The sequence below is a fragment of the Paracidovorax oryzae ATCC 19882 genome (genome assembly GCF_000687165.1).
GTDB classification, from domain to species: domain Bacteria; phylum Pseudomonadota; class Gammaproteobacteria; order Burkholderiales; family Burkholderiaceae_C; genus Paracidovorax; species Paracidovorax oryzae.
The window spans coordinates 176,592-196,766 of sequence record NZ_KK366049.1 but is presented as its reverse complement, the minus strand read 5'-3'; the positions used below and the strand labels follow the sequence as shown (position 1 = coordinate 196,766).

The following is a 20,175-nucleotide window of genomic DNA, read 5'->3' as shown; positions in this document are numbered from 1 at the left end:
GGGGGATGCTACACAGGTATTCCATAACCTCATTTCTGGATGCGACTTCATCGCTTGCCGCAGCCCGTCCGCAAGGCATAGCATCCACGCATTCCGAGTGACATGCCGAACCGGCAAGTCACATCTTTCGCCCGATTTTCAGGAGACACACCATGGCCCGCCCTGCCGCCTTCCACTGGGAAGACCCCTTCCTGCTCGACCAGCAGCTCAGCGACGACGAGCGCATGGTGCGCGATGCCGCAGCGGCCTACTGCCGCGACCGGCTGGCGACCCGCGTGCTGGAGCAGTTCCGCCACGAGAAGACCGACACGGCCATCTTCCGCGAGATGGGCGAGCTGGGCCTGCTGGGCCCCACCATTCCCGAGCAGTACGGCGGCCCCGGGCTGAACTACGTGGCCTACGGGCTGATCGCGCGCGAGATCGAGCGCATCGATTCGGGCTATCGCTCCATGGCCAGCGTGCAGAGTTCGCTGGTGATGGTGCCGATCTTCGAGTTCGGCACCGAGGCGCAGAAGCAGAAGTACCTGCCGAAGCTGGCGAGCGGCGAGTGGATCGGCTGCTTCGGCCTGACCGAGCCCGACCACGGTTCCGACCCCGGCAGCATGGCCACGCGCGCCTACAAGACCGCCGGCGGCTACAAGCTCAAGGGCAGCAAGATGTGGATCACCAACAGCCCCATCGCCGACGTGTTCGTCGTCTGGGCGAAGGAGGTGAGCGAGGCCGGCGCAGTGGGCCCCATCCGCGGCTTCGTGCTGGAAAAGGGCATGCAGGGCCTCACGGCGCCGGCCATCCACGGCAAGGTGGGCCTGCGTGCCTCCATCACCGGCGAGATCGTGATGGACGACGTGTTCGTGCCCGAGGAGAACGCCTTCCCCGAGGTGCAGGGTCTGAAGGGCCCGTTCACCTGCCTGAACAGCGCGCGCTACGGCATCGCCTGGGGCGCACTGGGCGCGGCCGAGTTCTGCTGGCACACCGCGCGCCAGTACACGCTGGACCGCAAGCAGTTCGGCAGGCCGCTCGCCGCCAACCAGCTCATCCAGAAGAAACTGGCCGACATGCAGACCGAAATCGCCATCGGCCTGCAGGCCTGCCTGCGCCTGGGACGCATGAAGGACGAGGGCACGGCCGCCGTGGAAGCCACCTCCATCATCAAGCGCAACAGCTGCGGCAAGGCGCTGGACATCGCCCGCTTGGCGCGCGACATGATGGGCGGCAACGGCATCAGCGACGAGTTCGGCGTGGCGCGGCACCTGGTGAACCTGGAGGTGGTCAACACCTACGAGGGCACGCACGATGTGCACGCGCTCATCCTGGGCCGCGCCCAGACGGGCATCGCCGCGTTCGCGAACTGAGGCGCCATGGACGCGGCTCTCCCACCCGTCTCTTCGCCCTCCCCTGCCCCCGGGGGCGGCGCGCTCGCCGGGATCCGGGTGCTCGACCTCTCGCGCGTGCTCGCCGGGCCGTGGTGCACCCAGGTGCTGGCCGACCTGGGCGCGGACGTGGTCAAGGTCGAGCGCCCCGGCCTGGGCGATGACACGCGCCAGTGGGGCCCGCCGTTCCTGAAGGATGCCGAGGGCCGCGAGACGGACCAGGCGGCCTATTTCACGGCCTGCAACCGCAACAAGCGCTCCATCACCATCGACATGGCCCACCCGGAAGGCCAGGCGCTGCTCCGGGACATGGCACTGCGGGCGGACGTGGTGGTGGAGAACTTCAAGGTGGGCGGGCTGAAGCAATACGGCCTGGACCACGCAAGCCTGCGGGCGCTGAACCCGCGGCTCATCTATTGCTCCGTGACGGGTTTCGGGCAGGATGGACCCTATGCCCCCCGCGCCGGCTACGACCTGATGGTGCAGGCCATGACCGGCCTGATGGACATCACGGGCCGGGCCGATGGCGAGCCGGGCGGCGGCCCGCTGCGGGTCGGCGTGGCGGTGATCGACCTGTTCACGGGCCTGTATGCCAGCAATGCCATCCTGGCAGCGCTGCATGCCCGCGACAACGCCGCCACGGGTACCGGCCAGGGCCAGCATATCGACATGGCGCTGCTGGACGTGGGCATGGCCGTGCTGGCCAACCAGGCGGCCGGTTTGCTGGCCACCGGGGAATCGCCCCGGCGGCAGGGCAACAGCCACCCCAGCCTGGTGCCCTACCAGGACTTTCCCACGGCCGACGGCGCCATGCTGCTGGCCATCGGCAATGACGGCCAGTTCGCGCGCTTCTGCACGGCTGCCGGGCAGGCCGCGTGGGCATCGGACCCACGGTTCAGCACGAATACGCTGCGCGTGCGGCACCGCGCCGAGCTGGTGCCGCTCATGGAGGCCGTGACCCGCACGCGCACCACCGCGCAGTGGGTTGCCCTGCTGGAGGACAAGGCCGTGCCGTGCGGTCCCATCAACAGCATCGCCCAGGCTTTCGACGATCCGCAGGTGCGCGCTCGCGGGCTCGCCGTGGAGCTTCCGCGCCGGACGGACGGCAGCGCGGGTGCCGATGGCATCGCCACCGTGCGCGGCGTGGCCAGCCCGTTGCGGCTGTCGGCCACGCCGCCGGTACTGCGCAACGCGCCGCCCGCCCTCGGGCAGCACACCGAAGAGATCCTGGCGGACCTGGGGCTGGACGCGGCGGCCGTGGCACGGTTGCGGGGCGCGGGCGTGGTGTAACCTGGGCGGGTGGTGTCGGCACGCGCATCCTGCGGAATCGGGGCCCGCGCCGACAGACAGCACGGCAGCAGGTCAACCAAAATGCAGGCTGACGCGTCACATTGCCGTCACCCTTCGCCCGGCCGGCGGTCTGCCGGCCAGGCGCCCTTTCACCGCGGACCGGTCTGCCCCCCGGGCTCCGGAGCCGCACCTCCAGCGAGAGCCCATGCGCCCACCCGCCCTCCTCCTCAAATCCCTGGCCGCCACCGCCGTGTGCGCCATGGCCGCGGGTTGTGCCGTGCCGGGCGACCCGTATTACGACTACGGCTACGCTTCCGGCCCGACCTACGGCAATGCCTATCCCACCGGCCCGTCCTACCCTTACGGCGGCTCGGTCACGGTGTACGAACAACCCACCTACGTGGTGCCCCGGCCCGGCTATCCCGTGGTCGTTCCGGCTCCCGGCTATGCCGTGCGGCCCAACCCGTGGGACGACGGCTGGCGCGAGCGCCGCGACCGCGACGACCGGGACCGCGCATGGCGCGAGCGCCGCGACCGCGAGGCCTGGGAGGCACGCGAGCGCGAACGGCAGCGTGAACGCGACCGGGACCGCGCCCAGCCGCCCGGCCCATCGCTGAGCGGCACGCTGCAGCAGGAATCCCGCCGCAAGGCCGACGAGCAGCGCTGGCGGGACGAAATGCGGTCCCAGGGCCGCCTGCCTCCGCAAGAGGGCCCCGGTCGCCTCTTCCAGAGGCCCTGAGCCGGCCGACATGAAAGGGCCCTGCTCCATGACCGGTTCTGCATCCCGCGCACGCGCACCGGAAGGCCTGCGGGCAGGGCTCCTGCGCAGCGCCGCCGGCGTAGCCGTGCTGTGCCTGGCGGGCACGTTCGCCCACGCCCAGGTGGTGCGCTGCACGGACCCCTCGACCGGCCAGGTGACCTATACGGACGGACGCTGCGACCGGGGAGCCTCCGTGCGGGAGGTCGAACCTCGCAGGACGCCGGAGGAGATCGCGCAGGAACGCGAGCAGGCGCGCGAGGCGCTGGAAGCAAAGCGCCAGCGCCAGCAGGCCGAGGCATTGGCGGAACAGCAGCAGGCGCGGCGGGAGGCGCTGGAATCACGCGCCAGGGGCCGGGAAATCTCCACCGATCCGGCGCGTTCGCCCGAGTGCGCGCGGTCCCGCCGCCAGCGCGACCGTATGGCCGCCGAGGCCGGCCAGGGCAGCTACGACGCCCAGGCCCGGCTTTCGACGGCGCAACGGCAGATGGAACTCGACTGCCTGGGCTCCGCGGGCTACGCGCAGGCCGAGAGGTCGCGGGGCAGCGGCGGTGCCACCTACGGGACACAGGACGTCTATGTGCCGCCGGTGGTTGTCGTGCCGCGGCATCCCGTGGTGGTGCAGCCGGCCGTACCGGTACCGAAGCCTCCGGGCACGCAGTGCAACGTGTTCCGGTGCTATGACGGCAACGGGAACATCTATCCGCGGTAACGGCCCGCGAGGCCTCTCAGGCGCTGCGCAGCCCTTCGGCCACCGTCGGATAACGCAGCCGAACGCGCAACTCCTCCGCGAGCCGGGTGGCATCGAGCCGGCGCGATTCGCCCATGAAGCTCAGCAGCATCGGCGATAGCTCTTCGCGGGCCTGCACCCGCGTGATCCTGCGCGGGCGTGGCAGTCCGTACAGGTCGGCGGCGAGGTCGAAGTAGTCGCCCATCTTCAGGCCGCTCGCGTCGCTCACGTGATAAATGCGCTGGGGCTGCCCCCCCCAGAGGGCTGCAACGCAGGCGCGGGCGAGGTCGTCGGCGTGGATGTGGTTGGTGTGCACGTCGTCCTCGTGCACCAGCGCGGGCGTGCCGCGGCGCAGCCGGGCCTCCGGCGTGCCGCCTTCGCGGTCGGGCGCATAGATGCCGGGAATGCGCAGCACGCTCGCGCGCACGCCGGCCCGGCCCAGGCGGCGCACGGAGCGTTCGGCATCCACGCGCCTGCGGGCGCGCGGCGTGGCCGGCGCGACTGGTCGGGTTTCCGGCACGAGGGCACCTGCGCAGTCCCCATAGACCCCGCTGGTCGAGCCGTACACCAGCGCGCGCGGCAGGCTGCGCAACCTCAGCACGCGCACCAGGGCCGCCGTGCGCGGATCGGCCCACCATGCAGCGCCGGCGTCGCGCTCCCCGGGGGGCGGGGCCAGGTGCAGGACGCGCGTGGCCAGGCCCGCGAGGCGCCGCAGCGTGCGTGCGTCGTCCAGGTTGCCCGGCAGCGGCACGATGCCGGCCGCACGCAAGGCCGCGAAGCGCCCGGGACTCGACGTAAGTGCCAGCACGCGCGGTCGCGGCGATCCTTGCGCGGCGCGCAGGGCGCCCACTGCGCGCAGGCCCACGTCGCCGCAGCCGACGACCAGCACACGTTCACGGCGGAAACGCGCTGGCAGCGCGCCGAGGGGGTTCAGGTTTGAGGGCAAAATCCAGGTCCGGCAACGAAGAGACACGCAAGGATAACGACCCCATGAACACCGCAGCGACGGCCGCAGCCTCCCACCAGATCACCGTGCAGCCCAGCGGCCGCGCCTTCACCGCCCAGGCCAGCGAAACCCTGCTGGGCGCCGCCATCCGCAGCGGCGTGGGGCTGCCTTACGGCTGCAAGGACGGCGCCTGCGGCTCCTGCAAGTGCCGCAAGCTGAGCGGTTCGGTCGTGCACGGAGAACACCAGTCCAAGGCCCTGACGCCCGAGGAGGCCGACGCGGGCTTCGTGCTCACCTGCTGCGCGCAGCCGCTCACCGACGTGGTGCTGGAATCGCGCCAGGTCACCGACGAAAGCGCCTATCCCATCAAGAAGATGCCGGTGCGCGTCTCCGCCCTCACCCGGGCCTCGCACGACGTGATGGTGGTCCGCCTGCAGCTGCCCGCGGCCGACACGTTCCGCTACCACGCAGGCCAGTACGTGGAGTTCATCCTCAAGGACGGCGCCCGGCGCGCCTATTCGATGGCCAATGCACCGCACACGCAGGAGGGCAGCCCGGGCATCGAGCTGCACATCCGCCACATGCCGGGCGGCCGCTTTACCGACCACGTGTTCGGGGCCATGAAGGAAAAGGAGATCCTCCGCGTGGAGGGCCCCTTCGGCAGCTTCTTCCTGCGCGAGGACAGCGCCAAGCCGATCATCCTGCTCGCGTCGGGCACGGGCTTCGCGCCGGTGAAGGCCCTCATCGAGCACCTGCGCTTCAAGGGCATCGACCGGCCTGCCACGCTCTACTGGGGCGGCCGCCGTCCGGCGGACCTGTACATGGACGCCTGGGTGCGGGAGCGCCTGGCGGACATGCCCTGGCTGCGCTACGTACCGGTGGTGTCGAACGCGCTGCCGGAAGACGGGTGGACGGGCCGCACGGGCTTCGTGCACCAGGCGGTGATGGACGACCACGCCGATCTGTCGGGCCACCAGGTGTATGCCTGCGGAGCGCCGGTGGTGGTGGAGTCGGCACGCAAGGCCTACAGCGCCGAGCGCGGCCTGCCGCCGGAAGAGTTCTACGCGGATGCCTTCACATCGGAAGCGGACAAGCACGGCGATACCGTCGCCGCGTAACCCGGCCGCCCTGCCGCCGGCGGCGCCGGGGCCGTCAGGCCATCGCCCGGCACAGCTCCGCGCAGCGGCGGCACATGGCCGCGCAGGCCTGGCAGTGCGCCATGTCATGCCGGCTGCATTCATTCGCACAGGCGTCGCACAGGCGGGCGCAGAGCGCGCAGATCTCGTAGGCATGTGCGCTCTCGCGCGCCATCGCCGCCGCGGCCGTGCGGCAGATGTCCGCGCAGTCCATGTCGAGCGCGATGCAGCGCACCATGTGCCGCGGGTCCGGCTCGCGCAGGCAGGCGGCGGCGCAGTAGTTGCACGCATCCGCGCAGTCGTTGCAGGCGCTGATGCAATCCGCATAGCGGGAAGGGGGAAGCGTGTCCTGGGAGGTCTGCATGGGAAGGTCCTTGAAGAAGCGGGCGGGCTCCGGCCGGAGCGGGCTTTGCAAAGCGCCGCGGATATGGTTTTGTTTATAGAAATCGCCGCTCCATGACGCTGTAGGACATCACAGCGAAGCCTGGCCGATGCGTTGCCATGTTTTTTTTGCACAATGTCGGACATGACGCATCGCAGACATTTCCTCCTTTCGGCGGCCGCGGCCGCAACGGCCTGTATTTCGCCCCTGGCACAGGCCCAGGACGGCACCATCCGGCTCATCGTCCCCTACGCTCCCGGAGGCCCCCTGGACGTGACCTCCCGCGTGCTGGCCGAACGCGTGCGCGATGCGCTGGGCACGGTCATCGTCGACAACAAGGCCGGCGCAGGCGGCAACATCGGCGCGGACGCCGTGGCCAAGGCGGCGCCGGACGGCCTGACCATCGGCCTGGCAGCCACCGCCACCCATGCCGTGAACCCGTGGCTCTACAGCCGCATGCCGTATGACGCCGCGAAGGATTTCGCGGGCATCACGCAGATGGTGCGCGTGCCCAACGTGCTGGTGATGAACGCGGCCAAGGCCGAGCAGCTCAAGATCCACACCGTGGCCGACCTCATCGCCTACGCCAAGGCCAACCCGGCCAAGCTGAACTACGGCAGCGGCGGCAACGGCAGCGCGGGCCACCTGGCCGGCGAGATGTTCAAGCAGCGCGCGGGCATCTACGCGCTGCACATCCCGTACCGAGGCGCCAGCCCAGCCCAGCTCGCGCTGCTGGCCGGCGAGGTGGATTTCAACATCGACAACCTCGCCGCCGCCGCACCCAACATCCGTGCCGGCAAGGTGAAAGCGCTGGCCGTGACCTCGCTGCAGGCGTCGCCGATGCTGCCCGGCGTGCCGCCGCTTTCGGATACGTTCAAGGGTTTTTCCGTGGACACCTGGTGGGGGCTCGTCGCTCCGGCCGGCACGCCCAAGCCCGTGATCGCCAAGCTCAACAAGGCCTTCGTGGCGGCGCTGAACTCACCCGAGACCAGGGCGCGCTTCACCAACCTCATGGCCGAGCCGGTGTCCTCCACGCCCGAGCAGTTCGACGCCTTCATGGCATCCGAGCGCGCCAAGTACCAGCAGGTGGTCAAGGCGTCCGGCGCGAAGGTGGACTAGACAGCGCTCCAGCCGGGGCCGGCGGCCACTTCCACGCGCTGGCCTGCCACGCGCTCGAGGGCGGTAGCCGGCACCCGTTGCGGCGCCACCTCTGCCAGGGGCCGCAGCACGAAGGCCCGCTCGTCCGCGCGCGGATGCGGCACCAGCAGGCGCAGTGACGCGATGCGCGCGGCGCCATAGAAGAGCAGGTCGAGATCCAGCGTACGCGGCGCGTTGCGGTAGGGGCGCTCGCGCCCCGCATCGGCCTCTATGGCCAGCAACGCATCCAGCAACGCCGGGGCGGTCAGGCCGGTGGACACCAGCACCACGGCATTCAGGTAATCGGGGCCCTTCGCGTCCACCGGAGCGCTGGCGTACAGGGACGATACCGCCTGCAATCGCGTGGACGGCAGCCCGCCCAGCGCAGCCACGGCCCCGGCCAGCGCGGCCCGGGCATCCCCGAGGTTGGCACCCAGGCCGATGCCGGCCAGGACCTGCTCACGCGGCGCCCCCATGGCCGCCCCGGACATCAGGCGTCGGATGCGCCCTGCGGCGCGCCTTCGCCTCCGCCCGACGGCTTGCGGCGGCGCCGGCGGCGCTTCTTCACGGCACCGCCATCGCCGGAATTGCCTTCGGCGCCATCGGCATCGGCGAGTGCCTGCGGTGCATCATCATCGGCAGCCGCGCCTTCCTGCGGCGCCGGCTTGGGCACGCGGCGCACCACGGGCTGGTTCTTGCGCTGGCGCTGCTTCTGCTCCTCGCGCACCTGGTCGATCATGTCTTCCCGGCGGGCTTCATCGGCCAGCTGGAACTCCTGCCACCAGTCGGCCAGGGCCTCGTCCACCTCGCCCACGTCGGCGCGCAGCCGCAGGAAGTCGAAGCCTGCGCGGAAGCGCAGGTGCGTGACCATGCTGAACGGCGTGGTGCCCACGCGCTTCTCGAAGCGCGGCTGCATGACCCAGATCTCGCGCATGTCGGCGGCCAGCTTGCCGCGGCCGGACACATCGCCGATGCGCTGGTCGAACACGTCGTCGATCGCGCCCTGCAGCGCCGGGAACGGATGCTCGCGCTGCGCGAGGCGGCGGTCCCACTGCGTCTTCACGTCCTGCCAGAGCACGCAAGCGAGCAGGAAGCTCGGCGCCACCGGCTTGCCCTCGCCCACGCGGCGGTCGGTGTCGGCCAGCGCGGCGCTCACGAAGGAGGTGCCGGCCCGCTCCACCACCACGTCCAGCAGCGGGTAGATGCCGGTGGAAAGGCCCAGCTTCCTGAGCTGCTCGATCGTGGCGATCGCGTGGCCCGTCTGCAGCAGCTTGAGCATCTCGTCGAACATGCGGCTCTGCGGCACGTCGGCCAGCAGGGCCTGCGACTGCACGAGCGGCGCGGCGGTCTTGGGCTCGATGGTGAAGCCGACGCCGGCGAGCTTGGCCGCGAAGCGCACGGCGCGGATGATGCGCACCGGGTCTTCGCGGTAGCGCGTGGCCGGGTCGCCGATCATGCGGATCACCTTCTTGCGCGCATCCTGGATGCCCTTGTGGTAGTCCACCACCACCTGCGTGGCCGGGTCGTAGTACATCGCATTGATGGTGAAGTCGCGGCGCGTGGCGTCCTCGTCCTGCGGGCCCCAGACGTTGTCGCGCAGCACGCGGCCGCTGGCGTCCACGGCGTGCTGCATGCCGGCCAGCGCGGCCCGGGAAGTCTTCTCGTTGCCGCTCACCTGCTGTTCGGCGGCGGTGTTGTCGAGGTAGGCGCGGAAGGTGGAGACCTCGATCACCTCGTGCTCGCGGCCGCGGCCGTGCACCACGTGCACGATGCGGAAGCGCTTGCCGATGATGAAGGCCCGGCGGAACAGTCCCTTGACCTGCTCCGGCGTGGCGTTGGTGGCCACGTCGAAGTCCTTGGGCTTGAGGCCCAGCAGCAGGTCGCGCACGGCGCCGCCGACGATGTAGGCCTCGTAGCCCGCCTGCTGGAGCGTACGCACCACCTCGGTGGCGCGGCGGTCCACGAGTTCCGGGTCGATGCCGTGCTCGGAGGCGGGCACATCCTCGCGCTTGCCGAAGCGGTTCTTTCCACGGCCCGCGCCCGGTGCGGCCTTGCCGAGCAGCTTGTCGATGAACTTCTTGATCATGGTGATGGCGTAGAAAACAGGTCCAGGATGCGCCAGCCGCGCTGCTGCGCGAGTGCGCGCAGGCGGGGGTCGGGGTTGGTGGCGACGGGGTGGTCGACTTTTTCGAGCAATGGCACGTCGTTCATGGAATCGCTGTAGAAAGTGCTTTCCACATCGCTCCAGGTCCAGCCGCGGGCAGACAGCCATTGTTCCATGCGCTGCACCTTGCCTTCGCGCATGGAGGGCACGCCGCGGATGCCGCCGGTGATCCACCCGCTTTCATCGCGCTCGAGCTCCACGGCCAGCAGCTGTTCCACGCCCAGGGCCCGCGCGATCGGTGCGGTGACGAACTCGTTGGTGGCCGTGATGATGACGACCTCGTCGCCTGCGCCCTGGTGGGTGCGCAGCAGGTCGAGCGCCTGCGGCAGGATGGCCGGGCCGATGACCTCGCTCATGAACTGCGCGTGCGCCGCCGCAGCCGCCTCGGGCCCGCGCTGGCGCGCCGCATCCACCGCGAAGCGCACGTAGTCGTGCACATTCAGCGTGCCGGCCACGTAGTGGTCGTAGAACTCCTTGTTGCGGCGCCCGAATTCGGTGCGGTCGTTCCAGCCGATGCGGATGGTGAACTCGCCCCACTCGTAGTCGGAGTCGAGCGGCAGCAGCGTGTGGTCCAGGTCGAAGAGCGCGAGCCGTGGGCGAGTGGCCGGAAGGTCGGAAGTCATGCGGATGTGCGTGCGGTTCGGAAGGGGCGGGTCGGCAGCGGCAACCCCGCTATTCGGACTCCAGCATGGTCTTGAGCAAGGGAATCGTGATGGCCCGCTGCGTGCGCAGCGCGAAGCTGTCGAGTTGGTCGAGCAGTTGCATGAGGCTGCCCAGGTCGCGCGAGAAGCGGCCCAGCATGTAGTTCATGACGTCGTCGCCCAGGGCGATGCCGCGGGCATCGGCCTCCTGCCGCAGCACCGCGCGGCGCTCGGTCTCGTCCAGCAGGTGCAGCTGGAATATGTGGCCCCAGCCCAGGCGCGTGCGCAGGTCGTCGCGCAGCGGCAGGTCCGCAGGCGGCAGTTCGCCGGCAGCCAGCACCCAGCGCGGCGCACCGACGGCCGGGCTGATGGCGTTGATGAACCAGTTGAACGCCGCGGCCTGCTGGGCGGTGGAATACAGGTGCACTTCGTCGAGCAGCACGGCGGACCAGCGCTCGTCGAAGGCCGTGGGCAGCATCACCGACGCGTCGAGCCAGCCCACCGTGCAACCCTGCTCGCGCAGCGCCTCGCGCACGGCTTCGAGCAGGTGCGTCTTGCCGCTGCCCGACTCGCCCCAGAGGTAGGTGGGAACCGGCGAGCGCACCGGCGCCGCGCCCGAGGCGGCGTCCCCCTCCCCCACCGCGATGCGCAGATGCTGCAATGCCTGGGCGTTGGCACCCGGAAAGAACCGCGCCAGCGTGGGTCCGGTGGACAGGCCGATGTCGAGCGCGAGCTGCTTCATGGAAGCCCTTGCAGGCCACCCGGCGCGGCCACCGGCGCGCGACGGGCCGGCAGCACGGGTGCGTGCTCGGCAGTGGCGCGGAACGGGGAAAGCGGCAGCGGCATGGATGGAAGACGGACGAGGATCAGGGGGCAGCAGGGGGCATGGCCACCGGCCGTGCGCACGCCAAAGGACGTACCGGCGACGCGCACCGGGGAAAGCGGCGAGGCCCGGGCAGCCCAGGCAACCCGTGATTTTAGTCTGCTGCAGAGGCCGGCGCCGCCACGTACCGCCCATCCGCGGCGTGCACGGCCGAGGGGGCATTGGGCCGCGATGCCGGCGCGGCCTTAGAATCCGCGCGATCCGGCCCGCCCGCGGCCCCCGCACCACACCATCGAGCCCATGAGTTCCTCCGCTTCCTCCACCCCCATTTCGTACAAAGACGCCGGCGTCGACATCGACGCGGGCGACGCGCTGGTCGAGCGCATCAAGCCTCTGGCGAAGAAGACGATGCGCGAAGGCGTGCTGGCCGGGATCGGCGGCTTCGGCGCCCTGTTCGAGGTGCCCAAGCGCTACAAGGAGCCGGTGCTGGTCTCCGGCACCGACGGCGTGGGCACCAAGCTCAAGCTGGCCTTCGAGTGGAACATGCACGACACGGTCGGCATCGACCTCGTGGCCATGAGCGTGAACGACGTGCTGGTGCAGGGCGCCGAGCCGCTCTTCTTCCTGGATTACTTCGCCTGCGGCAAGCTCCATGTGGACACCGCCGCCGCGGTGGTGGGCGGCATCGCCCGCGGCTGCGAACTGTCGGGCTGCGCGCTGATCGGCGGCGAGACCGCAGAGATGCCCGGCATGTACCCGGACGGCGAATACGACCTCGCGGGCTTCGCGGTGGGCGCGGTCGAGAAGTCGAAGATCCTCACCGGCCGCGAAGTGGCCGCCGGCGACGTGGTGCTGGGCCTGGCCTCCGCCGGCGTGCATTCCAACGGCTTCAGCCTGGTGCGCAAGTGCATCGAGCGCGCAGGCGATTCCGCCCCCGCCACGCTGGACGGCAAGCCCTTCAGGCAGGCCATCATGGAACCCACGCGCCTGTACGTGAAGAACGTGCTGGCCGCGCTGGCACAGCACCCCGCCGACGCGGGCGGCATCAAGGCCCTGGCCCACATCACGGGCGGCGGCCTGCTGGAGAACATCCCGCGCGTGCTGCCCGAGGGCCTCGCCGCCCACCTCAAGGCCGGCAGCTGGCCGCAGACCGAACTCTTCGCCTGGCTGCAGAAGACGGCCGGCATCGACGACATCGAGATGAACCGCACCTTCAACAACGGCATCGGCATGGTGGTGGTGGTGTCCGCCGCCCAGGCAGAGGCCGTCGCCGCCACGCTGCGCGCGCAGGGCGAATCCGTGCACACCATCGGCGTGATCGCCGAGCGCGGCACGGGCGCCCCGGTCGTGGTGGCCTGATCCGCCAGCAAGTTCCACGACGCGCTCGCGCCACCCATGGAGCCGCTTCCAACGGCCGAACTGCCGCCTGCAGCGCCGACGCGCGGCGTGCGCACGGCCAGCTACCTGCTGATGGGCGGCGCCCTGCTGCTCGTGATGTGGCAGGGCCTGCTGCCCGGCCTGATCTGCGCCTGCCTCGGCTTCCTGCTCACGCGCTGGCTCGCGCCGCGGCTGGCCGGCACGCTGCCACGCGGCTGGCAGGCCGGTGGACGTGCCATGCACACGGGCCAGGTGGTGGCGGCCACGCTGGTGGGCATCGCGCCGCTGGTGCTGCTGGCGCTGGCGGCCACGCATTCGCGCACCTACGTGGTGGAAGCACCGCAACAGTACCGCGAGCTGCTCGACTTCCTGGCCCGGACGGTGCTGGAGCTGCGGCTCAAGCTGCCGCCGGACATCGGCGCGCACCTGCCCGAGGGCGCGGCGGAGATCCAGCGCACCATCGCCGGCTACCTGGGCGCCAAGGCCGGAGCGCTGGCCATGGCCGGCCGGGCATGGCTCGGCGGGCTGCTGCACGCCTACGTGGGCCTGCTCATCGGCACGCTGGCCGCCGTGCGGGCGACCGGCGGGCCGCGTGGGCCGCTGGCCGTGGCGCTGGCCGACCGCATCACCTACCTGGGCGAGGCGTTCCGCCAGATCGTGGCGGCACAGTTCTGGATCGCCACGTTCAACACCCTGCTCACCGCGCTGTTCCTGCTGGCCATCCTGCCGCTGTGGGACCTGCGCCTGCCCTACACCCCCGCCCTCATCACGCTGACCTTCCTCGCCGGCCTGGTGCCCATCGTGGGCAACCTGCTGTGCAATGCGGTCATCACCATCGTGGGCCTGTCGGTTTCGCCGACCGCGGCCATCGCCTGCCTGGCCTTCCTGGTGCTGATCCACAAGGCCGAATACGTCATCAATGCCAAGGTAGTGGGCCAGCGCACGCACATGGGCGTCTGGGAGCTGCTGTCGGTGATGTTCGTGGCCGAGGCGGTGTTCGGCCCCGCGGGCCTGGTGGCGGCGCCGCTTTTCTACGCCTACCTCAAGAAAGAGCTGGAAGCCGTTCGGCTGGTGTGACGGCCGCATCCAGGACGCTTGTCCGGAATTGATCGATGCAGGTCCGCGCACGGCCGGACTTTCCTTCACGTTCACGGCACCATCAAGGCAATCCACCACCACCCGCCTACGGGAGATTGCCATGAAAACCTGTCTGTTAGTGATCGACGTGCAGGAGTCGTTCCGCCACCGCCCCTTTTTCTCGGAAGCAGGCCTGCCCGCCTACCTGGCGGCGCAGAACGCGCTCATCGAGGGTTGCGAGGCGCGCGGCATTCCCGTCGTGCGCATACTGCACAGCGACGGCCCCGCAGAGGCATCGAACCCCTTCGCGCTCGCATCCGGGCATGTGCGTCCCCTGGCCGGACTGGCCGCATTCACGCCTGCGGCGGAGTTCACCAAGCACCGCCACAGCGCGCTGGTGGGCACCGGCCTGGATGTCTGGCTCACGCGCCAGGGCATCGGCCGGCTGATCGTGAGCGGCATCCGCACCGAGCAATGCTGCGAGACCACCACGCGCCACGCCAGCGACCTGGGTTGGGAAGTGGACTATGTGGGCGAAGCCACGCTGACCTGGGACATGCGCCATCCCGACGGCCGGCTGCTGGCGGCGGCGGACATCCTGGCCCGCACGGAGACGGTGCTCGCAGGCCGCTTCGCCACCCTGTGCACGGCCGCCGGGGCACTGTCCCGCGCCACCGCGGCCGCGGCCACGGCGCGGCCCCTGGAGGCCGCATGAGTGCCGCGGCCTTCCGCGTGGCCATCCTGGCGTTCGACGACGTGGAGGCGCTGGACCTGGCCGGCCCCTACGAAGTCTTCACCACCGCCGCGCGCATGCATGCGCGCCAGCAGCCCGGCACGCCGACGCTGTTCGACGTGCGCTGCGTGGCCCGCCCGGCCGCAGGCGGGGCCGCGGTGCGGGCGCGCGCGGGCCTGCGCATCGTGCCGGATGGCGATTTCAGCGACGCCGTTCCGCCGGATGTGCTGATCGTTCCGGGCGGCGTGGTGGACGGCGCGATGCGCTGCCCCGACACCCTCGCCTGGATCACGCGCACCGCCGCAGCCGCCAGGGTGACGGCATCGGTCTGCACCGGCGCCTTCCTGCTCGCGGCGGCGGGCGTGGTGCGCGATGGCGCGGTCACCACGCACTGGGAAGATGTGGACGACCTGCGCACCCAGTTCCCGCAGCTCGACGTGCGCACGGGCGTGCGCTGGGTTCAGCATGGCGGTGCCGGCCGGCTTTTCACCTCGGCGGGCATCAGCGCCGGCATCGACCTGTCGCTGCACCTCGTGGAACGCCTTGCCGGGCGCGCGCTGGCTGAACGCACGGCCCGCCAGATGGACACGCCCTGGCATCCCGACCCGCAAGGGATATCGCACGCATGAACGGCGACAGGCCCGACCCGATCCACGTCGTCTTCGCCTTGCTCCCCCACAGCCTGGTGCTGGACTGGGCCGGCCCGGCAGAGGCGCTGCGCATCGCCAACCAGTGCCTGCGTGCACGGGGGCTGCCCGAGCGTTTCGTGCTGCGCTTCGCGAGCCCCACGCCGCAATCGGTGACCTCGGTCGGCGCCGTGCTCAGCCATCTGGAGCCCCTGCCCACGGCATGGCCTGCCGCTGCATGGGTGGTGCTGATCGGCCTGCCGGGCGCGGCGATCGACGTGGCGACCGAAGAGGCCCGTGCGCTCCTGCACTGGCTGCGCGGCCTGCGGCCGGAACGCGGACGGCTCGAACTGCTGACCATCTGCGCGGGTTCGGTGCTCGCGGCCCATGCCGGGCTGCTCGCGGGCCGGCGCGCCACCACGCACCACCAGCACCTCGCGGAACTGCAGCAGGTGGAGCCGCGCTGCGACGTCGTGGCCAACCGGGTCTTCGTGCCGGATGCCCCGCTCTACAGCAGCGCAGGCGTCACCACCGGCATCGATCTCGTGCTGCACCGCATCGCGGACGAATGTGGGCCGGCCATTGCTGCGCAGGTGGCGCAGACCATGGTGGTGGCGCTGCGGCGCGGTCCCCACGATCCGGAGTTCTCGCCGTTCCTAGCGCACCGCGACCACCTGCACCCGGCGCTCCACCGCGTGCAGGACGCGGTGTCGCAGCACCCGGCCGGCGACTGGAGCGTTCCAGCCATGGCCGAGGTCGCACATGCCTCGCCCCGCCATCTCACCCGCCTGTTCATCGACCATGCGGGCATCGCCCCGCTGGCCTGGCTGCGCACCATCCGGCTGGCCACGGCCGAGGCGGCGCTCAACACGGGCCACACGGTCACGCAGGCGGCGGCCATGGCGGGCTTCAGCTCCGACACCCAGCTGCGCCGGGCATGGCATCGGTTCGGGCGGGGCGGCACGCCGTCCGGGGCGGCGCGCGCCTGAGCGCGCCGCTGCGCCCTGGACACCCACAAGGCTTCCTGCGGTGGGTGCCGGGTTTCGTCACCTTCACCGGCGCAACAGATCTTGCGTTGGCCGGGCCGTGCCCTGTCCACGCGGGAGCGGCCTGGCATCTGCAGCGCAATTCATTCAGCTGTGGCACACTTTCCGGATGACAAGCGCTGTCAACCCCTCCGCAGAACGCCGTGTACGCAAGCACACGCCGTCGGTGGATGCCGACCTCCAGCCCAAGATAGGTACGGCCGTCAAGCGCGTTCTGAGAGCTGGCGGCTCCGACTTCAGGTTTCCCGCCCTTTCGGGAGCTGAAGCGGCTGCGCTCATGCAGGCTGCCGGCATCGTGAACGAGGACGGAAAGCTCGCGAAAAAGTACCGCTGATGGGTCGGATCGTCCTGGCCTACCATGGATGCGACATCACGACCCGCGACGGGTTCGTCCGTGGCGAAATCAGGCCGAGAATCTCCAGCAACCTCTACGACTGGCTGGGCGACGGACTGTATTTTTTCGAAGGCGACTGGACGCGCGCCTTGAAACTGGCAAAGTTCTCCCACGACCATCCCCACCTGCTGCTCACACGCAAACCGATTGCGACACCTGCCGTGGTCGGCGCAGTCCTGGAGGTCGACCGCTGGCTCGACCTGACGACCCAGGCCGGCATTGAAGATTTCACGCACGCCGCCCAGGCCGTTGTCAGCGGGAGTGCCGCAAAAGGTACGCCACCGCCGGTCAACAAGGCGGCATTTGACGGTGACGAGGATCTCCTGCACCGCGCGTTCGACAAAGCCGCCTGCGATATGGTGCATGCGTTTCGCAAAATGCTGCACGACCAGGCCCTTCGAAACCAGGACACGACCGCCATCGTCGCTTCCGCGCCGTACCAGGCAGCCCGGGGTGCTTTCGAGCAAGGTGGACTGGTTTCCGCGGGCAGTTCGATTTGCGCGGACACCCATATCCAGATTGCCGTACAGGATCTGGCCTGCATCAAAGGATGGTTCCTGGTTCCGGGCGACAAGCTCATGGGCGACACGGAACTGGCAGAGGCCAGGAGGCGCCTGGAGGAAGCCGGGAGACAACGGACTGCGGCAAAGCCTCGGCGAACCACGAAATAGCGTCAATCGTCGAAGAGACGCCCCGTCTCGGGCACGCGGGCCGCCGCCTCGGCCTCGCGTGCTTCCTCATCCGTCAGCAGATTGCCCACGCGCACACCCAGCAGCCGCAGCCGCTTGTCCAGCGGCACGCGCTTGAGGCATTCGCCCGCCGCGCGCCGGATGGCGGCGGCGTCCTGCGTATAGGTGGCGATGGTCTGGTCGCGCGTGGCGATCTTGAAGTCGTCGTAGCGCAGCTTGATGCCGATGGTCTTGCCGACATAGCCCTTGCGGCGCAGGTCATCGGCCACGCGCTCGCACAGGTCGGTGAAGATGCGGCCGAGTTCCACGCGGTCGCGCACGGCGTGCAGGTCGCGGTCGAACGTGGTCTCGCGGCTCATGGAGACGGGCTCGCTTTCGGTCACCACGGCCCGGTCGTCGCGGCCCCAGGCGGCCTCGTGCAGCCAGGCGCCGTACGCCTTGCCGAAAGTGCGCACCAGCCAGTCGCGCGGGCGCGCCGCGAGGTCGCCGATGGTGTGGATGCCGTACGACTGCAGCTTCGCGTCCGCCTTCGGCCCGATGCCGTTGATCTTGCGGCAGGCCAGCGGCCAGATCGCATCCTGCAGGTCGCCTTCGTGCACGATCGAGATGCCGTTGGGCTTGTTGAATTCGCTCGCCATCTTGGCGATGAGCTTGTTGGGCGCGACGCCGATCGAGCAGGTCAGGCCCGTGGCGTCGAGGATGCTCTTCTGGATGAGCCGCGCGAGCACCCGCCCGCCCTCGCGCTGGCCGCCGGGCACCGCGGTGAAGTCGATGTACACCTCGTCCACACCGCGGTCTTCCATGACGGGGGCGATGGAGAGGATCACGTCCTTGAACATCCGCGAAAAGCGCCGGTAGGACGCGAAATCCACCGGCAGCAGGATGGCCTGCGGACACAGCCGCGCCGCCTTCATCAGGCCCATGGCCGAGCCCACGCCGAACTGCCGGGCCGGGTAAGTGGCGGTGGTGATGACGCCCCGGCCCACGTAGTCGCGCAGCAGCGGGAAGGCCTCCACGGGGATCTCGGATTCGCGGCCGGCATAAGCCCTCGCGAGTGCCTCGTCCTCGTTCCGGCGGCCGCCGCCGATGACAGCGGGCAGGCCCTTGAGCTGCGGATAGCGCAGCAGTTCGACCGAGGCATAGAAGGCATCCATGTCCAGGTGCGCGATGCGGCGCGGCAGGGGCGCCGCCGCCGCGCCGGCGGAAGGGGCCGCGGCCTGCGGCTGCGCGGACGTGTCAGGGGAAGCGCTCACGGAACGCATTGTGCCGCGCCTGCCCGGCACCTGCTGCACACCGCGGGGTGCCCCGCCGCGGCCCGGGCATTCGTTCAACGGACGGTGATGATGTCGCGGTGCATCGGCGCCAGGAGCGCCAGCAACCGGCTCTGCTGCGTGAAGGGAATGCCCTCGGCATCCATGGCGGCCTGCAGCAGTTCGACCAGCACGTTGAAATCGCTCCTGCGGATGCGCAGGTCGGCATGGGCATCCTTCATGCTGACGCCTTCGTATTCGCAGGGGCCGCCGGTCACCACGCACAGCTGCGCGGCGATGCTGTCCTTGAGCGCGCGCGGGCGGACCCCCTTGAAGACCGGGCCGATCTGCGGATGGACGATGGCGGCGTCGATGAGCCGGTCCACCACGCGGGCGATGCGCTCGCGCCCGCCCAGCGCTTCGTAGAGGCCGGGGGGTGCCGGCAATACCGAGGTATCGACCGGCTGGCGCGGGACCGGCGGCGGGATCAGGGGAGCCTGGGTGGGCGGCGCGTCCTGCGCATGGGCCGGCGCCATCGTGCCCGGCAGGCCGCCGCAGGCGAGGAGGGCCGAGCCAGCGGCCAGGGCGTACCGGAGGAGGATCATGGGGTGGCTCCTGCCGCGCATCTCAGTAGGCCGCCTGCAGCGACAGGTAGGCGCCGCGCTGGCGCCGGTAGGCGGTCACGCCGGGCACGACGCGGCCCAGATCGACATAGGCCAGCGTGATCGAGAGATGCTTGCCGGGCGCCCAGACCACGAAGATGTCGCGCCAGTCGTCCTCGCGCAACGCATCGCCCAGCCCCGCGGCGCGGCCCAGCGCCCGCAGGTTGTCGGGCTTGAAGCGCCATTCCGCGCCCACCGCCAGGTCGCGGCGCAGCAGGTACGCCACGGAGAACTCCGGCTGCAGCGAGCGCCCCGACTTGCCTGGCCCGCGCCCCCCGAAGCCCAGCAGGCCGTTCTGGTTGGCGTTGGTGGAGCGCAGCGTGGCGTGCACCAGCAGGTTGCGGTCGAGCAGCAGCTTGGTGGCGCTCACATAGACATCCGTGCCCTCGGTGTCGGCACCCAGGAACTGGATCACGCTGCCGGCCGATGCCGGATGCAGCCGCTTGTGCTCCACCCCCACGGAAATCTGCGGCATGGGTGAATCGGTGTCGAGGATGGCGTCGCCCACCAGCCGCACCTTGGCGCCGATGATGTCCATCTTGAGGTGCAGGTCGGGCTCCACGCCGAACGGCGCAACCGCGTTGAGCGCGGAGGCGGGCGCCGCGCCGAAATCCTGGCGCGCCACGGACAGCTCCACCCGGTCGTACAGGCCGAGTGCGAGCCCCGAGCTGGTCAGGCCGTAGTCCCGCGTGCGCAGCCGCGTGGCGAAGGCACTCACGCCGATCTCGCCTTCCGTCGCGTTGGTGCCGATCACGGCCCAGGGCGTGAGCCCTCCGCCCGCGGCCCCGGAGATGGAGCTCACGCCGCCGGTGAGCGGCAGCTTGCCTGTTTCCGCACCGCCGGGGGCGGACAACGCCATGCCGAGCATGGCCAGCACGGGCGCGCGGAATGTCCGTATCGCAAGCCTGCGACGAAACCTCATGGGACCCACCTCCTGGAGCCGCA

The 20,175-nt window shown here is 70.4% G+C and carries 22 protein-coding genes; 13 read left to right on the top strand and 9 right to left on the bottom strand.

Annotation, left to right across the window (positions count from 1 at the left end; all coding sequences use genetic code 11):
* Positions 1–152 precede the first annotated feature (152 nt).
* The 4 genes from T336_RS0123330 (at position 153) to T336_RS0123315 (ending at position 4,129) form a co-directional block, all read left to right on the top strand.
* Positions 153–1,352 carry an acyl-CoA dehydrogenase gene (locus tag T336_RS0123330; protein WP_026434313.1) on the top strand — a complete coding sequence of 400 codons (1,200 nt, stop codon included), beginning with the start codon at positions 153–155 and terminating at the stop codon, positions 1,350–1,352.
* Positions 1,353–1,358: 6 nt separating this feature from the next.
* Positions 1,359–2,660, top strand: coding sequence for a CaiB/BaiF CoA transferase family protein (locus T336_RS0123325; protein ID WP_026434312.1), 1,302 nt, complete (start codon positions 1,359–1,361; stop codon positions 2,658–2,660).
* A 205-nt stretch (positions 2,661–2,865) separates the two neighbouring features.
* Positions 2,866–3,399, top strand: coding sequence for a hypothetical protein (locus tag T336_RS0123320; RefSeq protein WP_019701125.1), 534 nt, complete (start codon positions 2,866–2,868; stop codon positions 3,397–3,399).
* Positions 3,400–3,427: 28 nt separating this feature from the next.
* A complete protein-coding gene (locus T336_RS0123315) occupies positions 3,428–4,129 on the top strand; it encodes a DUF4124 domain-containing protein (protein WP_026434311.1) in 702 nt (233 codons plus the stop codon).
* Between the two features lie 16 nt (positions 4,130–4,145).
* Here T336_RS0123315 and T336_RS0123310 read toward each other — a convergent pair whose 3' ends face one another.
* Positions 4,146–5,093, bottom strand: coding sequence for an NAD-dependent epimerase/dehydratase family protein (locus tag T336_RS0123310; protein WP_026434310.1), 948 nt, complete (start codon positions 5,091–5,093; stop codon positions 4,146–4,148).
* A 44-nt stretch (positions 5,094–5,137) separates the two neighbouring features.
* Here T336_RS0123310 and T336_RS0123305 point away from each other — a divergent pair, with 44 nt between their 5' ends.
* On the top strand, positions 5,138–6,211 hold the full coding sequence (locus T336_RS0123305) for a CDP-6-deoxy-delta-3,4-glucoseen reductase (protein ID WP_026434309.1): 1,074 nt from the start codon (positions 5,138–5,140) through the stop codon (positions 6,209–6,211).
* A gap of 34 nt (positions 6,212–6,245) precedes the next feature.
* On the opposite strand, the gene T336_RS0123300 is transcribed toward T336_RS0123305, so the two are convergent.
* Complete coding sequence (locus T336_RS0123300) at positions 6,246–6,593, bottom strand: four-helix bundle copper-binding protein (RefSeq protein ID WP_013595577.1); 348 nt, start codon at positions 6,591–6,593, stop codon at positions 6,246–6,248.
* Positions 6,594–6,746: 153 nt separating this feature from the next.
* Between T336_RS0123300 and T336_RS0123295 the strand changes: the two genes are divergently transcribed.
* Entirely contained in the window at positions 6,747–7,730 is a 984-nt protein-coding gene (locus tag T336_RS0123295; protein ID WP_019701130.1) for a Bug family tripartite tricarboxylate transporter substrate binding protein, read from the top strand.
* Here T336_RS0123295 and folK read toward each other — a convergent pair.
* From folK to hda, 4 genes are read right to left on the bottom strand one after another with little or no spacing between them, the layout of a single operon-like run.
* Complete coding sequence (gene folK, locus T336_RS0123290) at positions 7,727–8,239, bottom strand: 2-amino-4-hydroxy-6-hydroxymethyldihydropteridine diphosphokinase (RefSeq protein WP_019701131.1); 513 nt, start codon at positions 8,237–8,239, stop codon at positions 7,727–7,729. The two genes, T336_RS0123295 and folK, sit on opposite strands and share 4 nt — an antisense overlap.
* Positions 8,239–9,834 carry a polynucleotide adenylyltransferase PcnB gene (gene pcnB / locus T336_RS0123285; protein WP_026434307.1) on the bottom strand — a complete coding sequence of 532 codons (1,596 nt, stop codon included), beginning with the start codon at positions 9,832–9,834 and terminating at the stop codon, positions 8,239–8,241. The genes folK and pcnB overlap by 1 nt, the downstream gene beginning before the upstream one ends.
* On the bottom strand, positions 9,831–10,535 hold the full coding sequence (locus tag T336_RS0123280) for a histidinol-phosphatase (RefSeq protein ID WP_019701133.1): 705 nt from the start codon (positions 10,533–10,535) through the stop codon (positions 9,831–9,833). Before T336_RS0123280 ends, pcnB begins: the two co-directional genes overlap by 4 nt.
* A 49-nt stretch (positions 10,536–10,584) precedes the next feature.
* Complete coding sequence (gene hda, locus T336_RS0123275) at positions 10,585–11,295, bottom strand: DnaA regulatory inactivator Hda (protein ID WP_019701134.1); 711 nt, start codon at positions 11,293–11,295, stop codon at positions 10,585–10,587.
* Positions 11,296–11,676: 381 nt separating this feature from the next.
* Between hda and purM the strand changes: the two genes are divergently transcribed.
* The 7 genes from purM (at position 11,677) to T336_RS0123240 (ending at position 17,300) form a co-directional block, all read left to right on the top strand.
* Positions 11,677–12,735 (top strand): phosphoribosylformylglycinamidine cyclo-ligase, encoded by a 1,059-nt coding sequence (gene purM / locus T336_RS0123270; protein WP_019701135.1) that lies wholly within the window; start codon positions 11,677–11,679, stop codon positions 12,733–12,735.
* A 36-nt stretch (positions 12,736–12,771) separates the two neighbouring features.
* Positions 12,772–13,830, top strand: coding sequence for an AI-2E family transporter (locus tag T336_RS0123265; protein WP_026434306.1), 1,059 nt, complete (start codon positions 12,772–12,774; stop codon positions 13,828–13,830).
* Positions 13,831–13,951: 121 nt separating this feature from the next.
* A complete protein-coding gene (locus T336_RS0123260) occupies positions 13,952–14,545 on the top strand; it encodes a cysteine hydrolase family protein (protein ID WP_019701138.1) in 594 nt (197 codons plus the stop codon).
* Positions 14,542–15,192 carry a DJ-1/PfpI family protein gene (locus T336_RS0123255; protein ID WP_026434305.1) on the top strand — a complete coding sequence of 217 codons (651 nt, stop codon included), beginning with the start codon at positions 14,542–14,544 and terminating at the stop codon, positions 15,190–15,192. Before T336_RS0123260 ends, T336_RS0123255 begins: the two co-directional genes overlap by 4 nt.
* Entirely contained in the window at positions 15,189–16,178 is a 990-nt protein-coding gene (locus T336_RS0123250) for a GlxA family transcriptional regulator (protein ID WP_026434304.1), read from the top strand. Before T336_RS0123255 ends, T336_RS0123250 begins: the two co-directional genes overlap by 4 nt.
* Positions 16,179–16,344: 166 nt before the next feature.
* Positions 16,345–16,569, top strand: a complete 225-nt coding sequence (locus T336_RS25645) for a hypothetical protein (protein ID WP_019701141.1) — start codon at positions 16,345–16,347, stop codon at positions 16,567–16,569.
* A complete protein-coding gene (locus tag T336_RS0123240; RefSeq protein WP_019701142.1) occupies positions 16,569–17,300 on the top strand; it encodes a hypothetical protein in 732 nt (243 codons plus the stop codon). Before T336_RS25645 ends, T336_RS0123240 begins: the two co-directional genes overlap by 1 nt.
* A gap of 2 nt (positions 17,301–17,302) precedes the next feature.
* Here the strand turns inward: T336_RS0123240 and T336_RS0123235 are convergent, their stop codons facing one another.
* From T336_RS0123235 to T336_RS0123225, 3 genes are all read right to left on the bottom strand, one after another.
* Positions 17,303–18,580, bottom strand: coding sequence for a DNA polymerase Y family protein (locus T336_RS0123235; RefSeq protein ID WP_026434303.1), 1,278 nt, complete (start codon positions 18,578–18,580; stop codon positions 17,303–17,305).
* A gap of 65 nt (positions 18,581–18,645) precedes the next feature.
* Positions 18,646–19,173: a group I truncated hemoglobin gene (locus T336_RS0123230; RefSeq protein WP_026434302.1), complete on the bottom strand. Its 528-nt coding sequence runs from the start codon at positions 19,171–19,173 to the stop codon at positions 18,646–18,648.
* A 22-nt stretch (positions 19,174–19,195) separates the two neighbouring features.
* The gene (locus tag T336_RS0123225) at positions 19,196–20,152 is read right to left on the bottom strand and encodes a DUF3034 family protein (RefSeq protein WP_019701145.1); all 957 of its coding nucleotides are present in this window, start codon (positions 20,150–20,152) and stop codon (positions 19,196–19,198) included.
* Between the last annotated feature and the right edge of the window lie 23 nt (positions 20,153–20,175).